Annotated in this window: 11 protein-coding genes and 1 pseudogene; 6 read left to right on the top strand and 6 right to left on the bottom strand. The window is 68.5% G+C overall.

Annotation, left to right across the window (positions count from 1 at the left end):
• A partial coding sequence (locus VB737_RS03955; protein WP_500311312.1) for an RsmE family RNA methyltransferase occupies positions 1–681 on the bottom strand: 681 nt, incomplete at its 3' end.
• Positions 681–1,127, bottom strand: coding sequence for a DUF3531 family protein (locus VB737_RS03950; protein ID WP_500311311.1), 447 nt, complete (start codon positions 1,125–1,127; stop codon positions 681–683). The genes VB737_RS03955 and VB737_RS03950, both read right to left, overlap by 1 nt.
• Before the next feature lie 85 nt (positions 1,128–1,212).
• Between VB737_RS03950 and VB737_RS03945 the strand changes: the two genes are divergently transcribed.
• Together VB737_RS03945 and hslO are read left to right on the top strand one after the other, a co-directional pair.
• Positions 1,213–1,866 carry an ABC transporter ATP-binding protein gene (locus VB737_RS03945; RefSeq protein WP_500311310.1) on the top strand — a complete coding sequence of 218 codons (654 nt, stop codon included), beginning with the start codon at positions 1,213–1,215 and terminating at the stop codon, positions 1,864–1,866.
• 25 nt (positions 1,867–1,891) lie between these two features.
• Complete coding sequence (hslO, locus tag VB737_RS03940) at positions 1,892–2,824, top strand: Hsp33 family molecular chaperone HslO (RefSeq protein ID WP_323243024.1); 933 nt, start codon at positions 1,892–1,894, stop codon at positions 2,822–2,824.
• Between the two features lie 5 nt (positions 2,825–2,829).
• Here the strand turns inward: hslO and VB737_RS03935 are convergent, their stop codons facing one another.
• The 3 genes and pseudogenes from VB737_RS03935 to VB737_RS03925 all read right to left on the bottom strand — a co-directional run.
• The gene (locus VB737_RS03935) at positions 2,830–3,516 is read right to left on the bottom strand and encodes a CPP1-like family protein (protein WP_323243025.1); all 687 of its coding nucleotides are present in this window, start codon (positions 3,514–3,516) and stop codon (positions 2,830–2,832) included.
• Positions 3,517–3,540: 24 nt separating this feature from the next.
• Positions 3,541–3,780: a hypothetical protein gene (locus VB737_RS03930; RefSeq protein ID WP_106220086.1), complete on the bottom strand. Its 240-nt coding sequence runs from the start codon at positions 3,778–3,780 to the stop codon at positions 3,541–3,543.
• A 131-nt stretch (positions 3,781–3,911) separates the two neighbouring features.
• Positions 3,912–5,315, bottom strand: a pseudogene (locus tag VB737_RS03925) (peptide chain release factor 3); the annotation flags it as partial.
• A 13-nt stretch (positions 5,316–5,328) separates the two neighbouring features.
• On the opposite strand from VB737_RS03925, the gene VB737_RS03920 reads away from it, so the two are divergent.
• The 3 genes from VB737_RS03920 (at position 5,329) to VB737_RS03910 (ending at position 7,197) form a co-directional block, all read left to right on the top strand.
• Positions 5,329–5,742 (top strand): TPM domain-containing protein, encoded by a 414-nt coding sequence (locus VB737_RS03920; RefSeq protein ID WP_500311306.1) that lies wholly within the window; start codon positions 5,329–5,331, stop codon positions 5,740–5,742.
• Positions 5,743–5,850: 108 nt separating this feature from the next.
• Complete coding sequence (locus VB737_RS03915; RefSeq protein ID WP_500311305.1) at positions 5,851–6,411, top strand: NUDIX hydrolase; 561 nt, start codon at positions 5,851–5,853, stop codon at positions 6,409–6,411.
• A gap of 3 nt (positions 6,412–6,414) precedes the next feature.
• Positions 6,415–7,197 (top strand): SDR family oxidoreductase, encoded by a 783-nt coding sequence (locus VB737_RS03910; protein ID WP_500311303.1) that lies wholly within the window; start codon positions 6,415–6,417, stop codon positions 7,195–7,197.
• 151 nt (positions 7,198–7,348) lie between these two features.
• On the opposite strand, the gene VB737_RS03905 is transcribed toward VB737_RS03910, so the two are convergent.
• On the bottom strand, positions 7,349–7,564 hold the full coding sequence (locus tag VB737_RS03905) for a PspC domain-containing protein (protein WP_500311301.1): 216 nt from the start codon (positions 7,562–7,564) through the stop codon (positions 7,349–7,351).
• 547 nt (positions 7,565–8,111) lie between these two features.
• On the opposite strand from VB737_RS03905, the gene VB737_RS03900 reads away from it, so the two are divergent.
• On the top strand, positions 8,112–8,817 hold a 706-nt coding region (locus VB737_RS03900; protein WP_500311299.1), incomplete at its 3' end, for an AAA family ATPase.

The raw sequence follows: 8,817 nt of genomic DNA, 5'->3' as shown, positions 1-8,817 counted from the left end.
GGCCCGTTCCTCCTCCTGGGGGCTCCAGCCCCCTTCCGGGCCGATCGCCAGCCGGAGGCCGGCCGCCAGGTCCGCTTCGCCAGCCCCCTCCCTCGCACGCTCCGACAGCTCCCGCAGCCGCTGGCTGCAGAGGGGCAGACCCTCCCGCCGGGTGGTGGCCAGCAGGGCGATCCCGGCCGTGGGCCGCGCCAGCCACTCTCCGGCCCGCAGGGGGGACGCCAGCACCGGATGCCACAGTCGCTCGCACTGCTCGGTGGCCTCCCGCACGATTCCCTGCCAGCGCTCCAGCGGATAGCGCTCCCTCGGGGCGCTCCGCTCGGCCAGCAGGGGCTGCAGCCGGTCGGCCCCCAGCTCGGTGGCCATGCGCCAGACCAGATCCGCCTCCCGCCGGGGCACGGCCATGGCCAGCTCCAGGGGCGGGCCGGGCGGCTCCTCCCGCAGCAGGGGTGCCCCGGGGTCCTGCTCCAGCCGCAGGCTTCGCTCGGGGTCGAGCACCGCCGTCCAGAGTCCGCCGATGCCGTCGACCAGGGCCAGGCGATCGCCGGGGCGATAGCGCAGCACCCGTTCCAGGTAGTGACGCTCCTGGGGCTCCAGGACCAGCCGGGCCAGCTCCGGGCCCCCGGCTGCCAGGGCGGCGATCCGATCCGGGGTGATCAGCAGCCGGCGCAGCTCCCGCCCCATCAGTCCCTGGCGAAGGGGCTCTCGGGCTCCTCGTCGATCGGCCAGTCCTCGTTGAGGCCGCCGAACACCAGTTCGGTGATCTCGAGAACGTCGTTGTCCAGCTGGCGCAGGGCGTTGATCAGCACATCGAGGGCCAGGGCATCGCTGGTGCCCAGGTCGACCCAGCAGCGGGACCAGTCGTCCTGATACTCCATCGGCCCCATGTTGTGCATCAGGGCGGGCAGGCAGCGTTCGGCGGCCTCGGTGTCGTAGGGGAGCCAGCCCAGGTCCACACCCCCCTCGTGGGTCTGCAGGTTCTCGGCGTTGAAGCCGCCCAGCTTGCCGAGAAAGAACCAGCTGTCGAAGGCCGTCTCGACGTAGCCCCGCTCGGCACCGCCGGGCTGGTCGGCGAAGTGCAGCCAGATCCAGCAGTTGAACGGATCCACCTCGCGAAATCGGACATCCATGGAGAAGGGGAGACGGCACGCCTGCCCCCCCATCCAACACGTTCCGGGGCCTCGCCGCCGCAGCCCCGGACGGCATGCTGGGGGGATGCTCGACGTCATCGGCCTGCGCTATCACCCCGCCACGGCGGCCGCGCCGGTGCTGCGGGACGTCTCCCTGCAGCTGTCGGTGGGTGCCCCGGCCCTGGTGGCGGGCCGCAGCGGCAGCGGCAAGACCACCCTGCTGGAGGTGCTCTGCGGCCTGGCCGAAGCTGATGCCGGCCGCATTCTGTGGCAGGGGGAGGCCCTCAGCGGCCGCCAGCGCCGCTGGCTGTGCGGGCTGGTGTTCCAGTTCCCGGAACGCCATTTCCTTGGCCTGACGGTGGGCCAGGAGCTGAAGCTGGGCCAGCGGCGGCTCACCGCCGAGAGGGCCGAGGCGGTGCTGGAGCAGGTGGGACTCGGCCACCTCTCCCTGCAGCAGGCCCCCGAGCGGCTCAGCGGCGGCCAGCAGCGGCGCCTGGCGCTGGCGGTGCAGCTGGTGCGCGATGCCCGGGTGCTGCTGCTGGATGAGCCCACCGCCGGCCTCGACTGGACCGTGCGGGAGGAGGTGCTGCAGCTGCTGGCCGACCTGGCCCGGGAGCGGGCCCTGCTGGTGGTGACCCATGAACCCGAGCTGTTCCGGGGTGTGATCGACCACGGCTGGCGGCTGGAGGGCGGCAGCCTGGGTCCCCTGGAGGCGCCGCGATCCGCCTCCTTACGATGACCGGCGGACGGTGGGAGATGGCTTGATGGGGGGACGGGTCGCTGGCGACAGCCTGCTGAGGGCCACCGGTGCCGGTGGCGGCATCCGCATGGTCGGGGTCACCACCACCGCGGCCAGCCGCGTGGCCAGCGATCGCCATGGGCTCTCCTTTCTCACCACGGCCCTGCTGGGCCGAGCCATGACGGCGGGGCTGCTGCTGGCCAGCTCGATGAAGGTGGCCCACGGCCGTGTGAATCTGCGCATCCAGTCCGACGGACCCCTGCGGGGTCTGATGGTGGATGCGGGCCGGGACGGCACCGTGCGGGGCTACGTGGGCCGCCCCGACCTGGAGCTCGACCTGCTCGCCGACGCGGCCGGTGGGCACCGCTTCGATTTCCGCCGCGCCACCGGCACCGGCTACCTGCACGTCGTGCGGGACCGGGGCCAGGGCGAACCCTTCAGCAGCACCGTGGAGTTGGTGAGCGGCGGCATCGGGGAGGACGTGGCCTCCTACCTGCTCCATTCCGAGCAGACCCCCTCGGCCCTGTTCGTGGGGGAGACGATCGACAGTTCCGGCGTGCGCTGCGCCGGTGGGGTGCTGGTCCAGGTGCTGCCGAAGGCGGCGCGGGAGCCGGCCCTGGTGGCCCTGCTGGAGGAGCGCTGCCGGGAGATCACCGGCTTCAGTGAGCGGCTCGCCACCCATGCCCACCAGCTCCAGGCCCTGTTCGAGGACATCTTTCCGGATCTCGATCCCCAGCCCCTCGAGGCGGCTCCGATCGAGCAGCCGGTGCGCTTCCACTGCCCCTGCAGCCGTCACCGCAGCGTCAGCGCCCTGCGGCTCCTGGGCCGCGACGAACTCAGCGCCATGCTCAGCGAGGACGGCCAGGCGGAGCTGACCTGCCATTTCTGCAGCGAGGTCTACCGGGTGGGGGCCCAGGAGCTCCAGGAGCTGATCGACGAGCTGGCCGCCGTGGCTTGAAGCGCTCAGGCGATCAGGAGGGCACCGAGCAGCAGCAGCAGGATGGCCGGGAGGCTCTGCAGCTGGAGGGTGGTGACCGGCAGGGTCTGGCTGAGGGAGGCCCCCAGCCCACCGGCCAGAAGACCGCCGAGGACCAGCCCCAGGCAGAGCAGGGCGAAGGACCAGCCCACCGATGCCAGGAAGCGTCCGTTACGCCGCTGCAGATTGAGCAGGGTGACGCCGGTGGCCAGGGCCGTGAGCAGCTCGGGGGCGGCGCCGGGCATCAGCACCAGCAGCACCAGCAGCACACCGTCGGCGGCCAGGGGAAACCAGAGCTCCCGGCCGCTCGCCAACTGCAGCCGGGGCAGCGAGAAGCTGGGGCGGGGCAGGCGGGAGGGGGGAAGCTGGGGGAGGCTGGGCAGGGCCGAAAGGGCCGGCCGGCTCGGGGGTGGTGAGGCCTGCTCCCGCTGGGAGGCAGAGCGGGCGGCGCTGCTGACCCTTCCCTGCTGGCGTTCCTTGAGCCGATCCATCAGCACGGCGTCGTAGGCCGCCTCGATGCGGGAGCGCACCATCGGATCATCGCCGGCCTCTCTGAGTCGGGCCAGCTTGGCCTCCTGGACCGTGTCGAAGGAGGCATCCGGGGCGACGCCCAGCCGCTCGTACGGATCGGAGGCGTCAGGGGCCGGCTGGGGCTGGGCGGATCCTTGGTTCATACCACCGAGCGTATCGAGCCAGGGCTAAAAAAGCGGTTCACTGCGGTGATATCCGGCTTCCTGTTGCAGACGGCGACGGCAGGCCTCCGCCTCCTCGATGGCCAGGGACCGGCGCCGCTTGAGCAGGGGCATCTGCGGCGGCAGGTGGCTGCCTTCACGCATCTCCACGGCTCCCTGGGAGGGCTGGAAGCTGACGTAATCACTGCCCCCGTCGCTGCGGGGACGCACAAGCCAGAGCGGGGATGGCGTCACGGATCGAGGCATCGCAGTGACCGTCCGTTGCGGCGTGACGAATTGTTGCTTCATTCTGCCCCCTCCGCCGGCATGGCGCGAGGGAGGGGTTCCCCCGCGCCGGCCGCGACACGGCCCCGACCCGACCCCGATACGACCCGGGGTCAGAGGGCGATCGGCTCCACCCCGCTCACCACCGGCGCCACCCCGTGCAGCTCCAGCTCGGGATGGTCCTCCTGAAGCTGGTGCAGGTTCCAGTCGTTGCGGAACAGCAGCACGGGCCGGTCCCAGGCGTCACGGACCGTCTTGCAGTTGAACAGCCGCCCCACCCGCTCCAGCGCCGGCCAGCCGCCGCTCACCCAGCGGGCGACGCTGAATTCCAGCGGTTCGAGCCGACTGGTGACGCCGTACTCGTTCTCCAGCCGGTATTGCACCACCTCCAGCTGCAGCTGGCCCACCGCCGCCAGGATCGGGTCCCGCTTGCTGGGGTCGGTGTCGTAGAGCACCTGAACGGCCCCCTCCTCCCGCAGCTCGTTCACCCCCTTGCGGAAACTCTTGAACGCCGAGGGGTTGGGGTTGCGCAGCCAGGCAAAGATTTCCGGGCTGAAGCAGGGAATGCCCTCGTACTCCACCCGTGCACCGGTGTAGAGGGTGTCGCCGATGGCGAACATGCCGGGATTGTTGAGGCCGATCACATCGCCGGGGTAGGCGTCGTCCACCACCTCCCGGTCCTGGCCGAACAGCTTCTGCGGGCGGGACAGGCGGATGGTGCGTCCGCTGCGGGCGTGGCGCACGTTCATGTCCTTCTCGAAGCGGCCGCTGCAGACCCGCACGAAAGCGACCCGGTCCCGGTGGCGGGGATCCATGTTGGCCTGCAGCTTGAAGACGAAGCCGCTGAACTCCGGCCGCAGCGGATCCACCGGGCCCTGGTCGCTCTCCCGGGCCACCGGCGGCTGGGCCAGCTCCAGGAAGGCATCGAGGAAGGGGCGCACGCCGAAATTGGTCATCGCCGAACCGAAGAACACCGGGCTCAGCTCACCGGCGTGCACCCGCTCCAGGTCCAGCGCCGCACCGGCCCCCTCCACCAGCTCCAGTTCCTCCTGCGCCAGCCCCAGCAGCTCCGCCTCCACCAGATCGGTCCGCTCGGGATCGCCGGGGGGCAGGCGCCGCTCCAGGCTCTGGCGGCCCCGCTCGGCCCGCTCGAACAGCAGCAGATCCTGGGAGCGCCGGTCGATGACGCCGCGGAAGCGGTCGCCGCTGCCGATCGGCCAGTTCACGGGCCAGCAGGCCAGCCCCAGCTCCTGCTCGATCTCGTCGATCAGCTCGAGGGGCTCGCGCCCCGGCCGGTCCATCTTGTTGACGAAAGTGAAGATGGGGATCCGCCGCATCCGGCAGACCTCGAACAGCTTGCGGGTCTGGGGCTCCAGGCCCTTGGCCGCATCCACCAGCATCACGGCATTGTCGGCGGCGGCCAGGGTGCGGTAAGTGTCCTCCGAGAAGTCCTGGTGGCCGGGGGTGTCGAGCAGGTTGATCGTGCTGCCGGCGTAGTCGAACTGGAGCACAGGCGAAATCGCCAGTCTGGTGATCGGACTTGGCCTGATCAAATTCATCGCCGTGATGCTGGTGCAACAGTGGGAGCCGCTGCAGTTCTTCCTGATCCCCGGCCCCACCAAGACAATCCGCGTTCGCAATCAGGCGGTGCGCCAGTTCAGGGTCGGCGCCGACCGCCGCACCACCGGGCGCACCGGGGTGATGATCTATCTGTCGATGCGCGAGCACCGTGCAGAAATCGTCGCCGATGAGAGCATTGCCGCCATGGTGCCTGCCGAGGTCTGGGGTGAGGCCATGGCCGGTATGCTCAGCCACATCCGTCAGGGCCGGATCGCCGAAGGGCTGGCGGCGGGGATCAAGGACGTCGGTTTTGTGCTGGCCGAACATTTCCCGCGCAGCGAAAACGACGTGAACGAGTTGCCGGACCGGTTGATCGAGGTTTAGGTCTTGACCCGTTCGCTCTGACCCTGTCGAAGGGCCGCTCTTCATCACCATTCCCGCGCCCACGAAGGACGATCCTTCGACAAGCCCAGGATGAACGGGGCAAAAACCTTGATCAAAGACCGCGACGCCGACCTGCCCGAACAGGTGATGTGGGAAGGCCGCTTTATCACCACCAAGAAACGCGGGCGGTGGGAATATGTCGGGCGCGCGCGCGGCATTCGCGCTGCGGCGATCATTGCGCTGGATGTCGATCCTGACGGCACCCGCCATGTGATCCTTGTCAGCCAATACCGCGTGCCGCTGTCGCGCTTCAGCCTCGAGATTCCCGCTGGTCTGGTCGGCGATGATGCGGGCGGCGAAGGCGAAGATGCGCTGACCGCCGCCGCGCGCGAGCTGGAAGAGGAAACCGGCTACCGCGCCGCCAGGCTGGCGGTGCTGGGCGAATTTTACTCCTCGCCCGGCATGGTGTCGGAATGCTTCACGCTGCTGAAGGCGACCGGCCTCGAACGGGTGAGCGATGGCGGCGGCACGGAAGGCGAGAATATCATCGTCCACCGGGTTGCGCTGCGTGATCTTTCGCGCTTCGTGGACGAATGGCGACGCGCAGGCCACGCGGTCGACGTGCGCATCGCGATGCTTTTGACACCGGGATACTTGGGAGAGGAATAGGTTATGGCAGGCAGGGTAGCGGGCAAGCTCGCATTGGTCACAGGCGGCGCGCAGGGCCTCGGCCGCGCGCATTGCATCCGGCTGGCGCAGGAAGGCGCGCGGGTGCTGGCGACCGATATCAACGGCGCGGGCGCGGCGGAAACGGCGGCGATCATCAACGCCGAGATGGGCGAAGGCACGGCCTATGCCATCGCCCATGACGTAACTGATCCGGCCCAATGGGAAGCGGCGGTTGATGCTGCGCGCGAACATCTCGGCGGGCTTAACGTGCTGGTCAACAATGCCGGGATCGGGGTCGCGGGCAATATCGAAACCTGCGACTTTGCCGATTGGCAGCGGTGTTTCGATATCAACGTCAATTCAATCTTCCACGGCTGCCAGAAGGCCCTGCCGCTGATGCGCGAACACGCGCCCGGGTCGATCATCAACATCTCCAGCATCGCCGGTCTGATCGCCAGCGACACCATGCCCGCTTACAACGCGTCAAAGGCGGCGGTGTGGATGCTGTCGAAGTCGATTGCGCTGCATTGCGCCAAGAAGAACATGAACATCCGCTGCAATTCGGTGCACCCGACCTTTGTCGATACCCCGATCCTTGACGGGACGGCCAAGGCGGCCTCGCTCGACAAGGATGTGCTGCTGGAAAAGCTGGCGCGGCAGATCCCGCTCAAATTCGTCGGCGAGCCGAACGACATCGCCAATGCGGTGCTCTATCTCGCCAGCGACGAAAGCCGCTTCATGACGGGCGCAGAGCTGAAACTGGATGGCGGCATCAGCGCTATGTAATTCTCTGGCAGCGGGGGTCTTTTTCTCTCGCGGCAGATTGCTGCGCAATAGCCTGCCAAGGGGGCGGCCTTTCGGCCGGCGGGCGCCAAAAGAACTTGGCGCCCTTGCGGACCCATCGGTCCGTGAGGTGGCGCACCGCCCGGTTAGCCGCTTAGTCCGCAATCAGGGCGACCGCGAGGTAGATCAGGATCGGGCTGCCGAAGCCGAGCAGCGTTGCGGCGACAAAGCCGATCCGCACCAGCATGGTGTCGATCCCGAAATAATCGGCAATCCCGGCGCACACGCCGAACACCTTGGCGTTGCTCTTGTCGAGGCGGAAGCCCGTGCGCGGCGGCTTACTGCCGGGGGTGTTGGTGATGTTGGTCATGTCAAAAGTCCTTGGTTCCAGAGTGGAGGGCGCGGGTCAGGCCATCATGCCGGGGCTGCCGGGGACAATCGCGTAAGCAAAGCTGGCGATGGTCAACACCACGGCAAAGGCGGCAGAGGCGAAGCGAACACTGGTTTCGGGGCCGAACATGATAAAATGGTCCTTGTGAATGAGAGGGTGGCAAAAGCGCCGATCAGGCAACCAGGCTGGGGCTGGCGGGGATGATCGCGTAAGCGAAGAAGGCAGCTGAAACGACGACCGAGAAAGCGGCGGCGAACAGGCGATTGGCGGATTGGACGGCATTCATGGTGGTATCTCCTTGGGGTTTTTCACTATCCCGCGGGACCATCCCGGGGACGCAGGATACTCTGCACGGGCCGTGCCAAACTCGAAAAATGGCTGATTTCCGCCATTTCGATGCTTTCACAGCCGCGACAACCCATTCACCTTCGCGAAAGGTTGGTGTTTTTCACCAAGGGTTAGGATCGCCAATTTCGGACAACGCACTCTGGCCAAATCGCCGCCCTGTGCTACCCGCGCAAACGTAATGGCGCTCAGCAAGATCAGCCTTGAAAATGTCCGCAATCACGCCGCGACGACGCTGGCGGCGACGGCCCATTTCAACCTGCTGGTGGGCGAGAACGGGGCGGGCAAGACCAATCTGCTGGAGGCGCTGTCCTTGCTCGGGCCGGGGCGCGGACTGCGGCGGGCGAACCTTGGCGAGATTGCGCGCCGCGCCGCGCCGGCCGATCCGCCCCTGCCCTTCGCCATCGGCGCCAGCCTGACCGAACAGGGGCAAATCTCGGCCCGGCTGGGCACCTATACCGAAGCCGGACAGCCCGGGCGGCGGTTGGTGCGGGTCAACGGCGCGGCGGCCAGCGCGGCGAGCCTCGCCGAATGGCTGGCGCTGTCATGGCTCACCCCGGCGATGGACGGGCTGTTCACTGACAGCGCGGGCGCACGGCGGCGCTTCATGGACCGCATGGCGCTGGCGATCGCGCCCGATCATGCGCGGCGGGTCAATGCGCTCGAAGCGTCGCTGCGCGAACGCGGGCGGGTGCTGGAGAATGGCGGCGATCGGGGCTGGCTGGACGCGGTCGAAGCGCAAGCGGCAGATCACGGCGCATATGTTGCCCGCACCCGCGCCGAGTTGGTGGCGCGGCTGGTGGATGAGCTCTCCGCCCTGCCGCCCGAACCCTGTGCCCGCCCTGCCCTGACCTATCGCCCCGGCGGCCCGGTGGATGAGGTCGCCC

Source organism: Synechococcus sp. BA-120 BA3, from assembly GCF_034931285.1.
Classification (GTDB): domain Bacteria; phylum Cyanobacteriota; class Cyanobacteriia; order PCC-6307; family Cyanobiaceae; genus Cyanobium.
The sequence above is the reverse complement of the archived record's forward strand: the minus strand, read 5'-3'. Positions and strand labels throughout refer to the sequence as shown.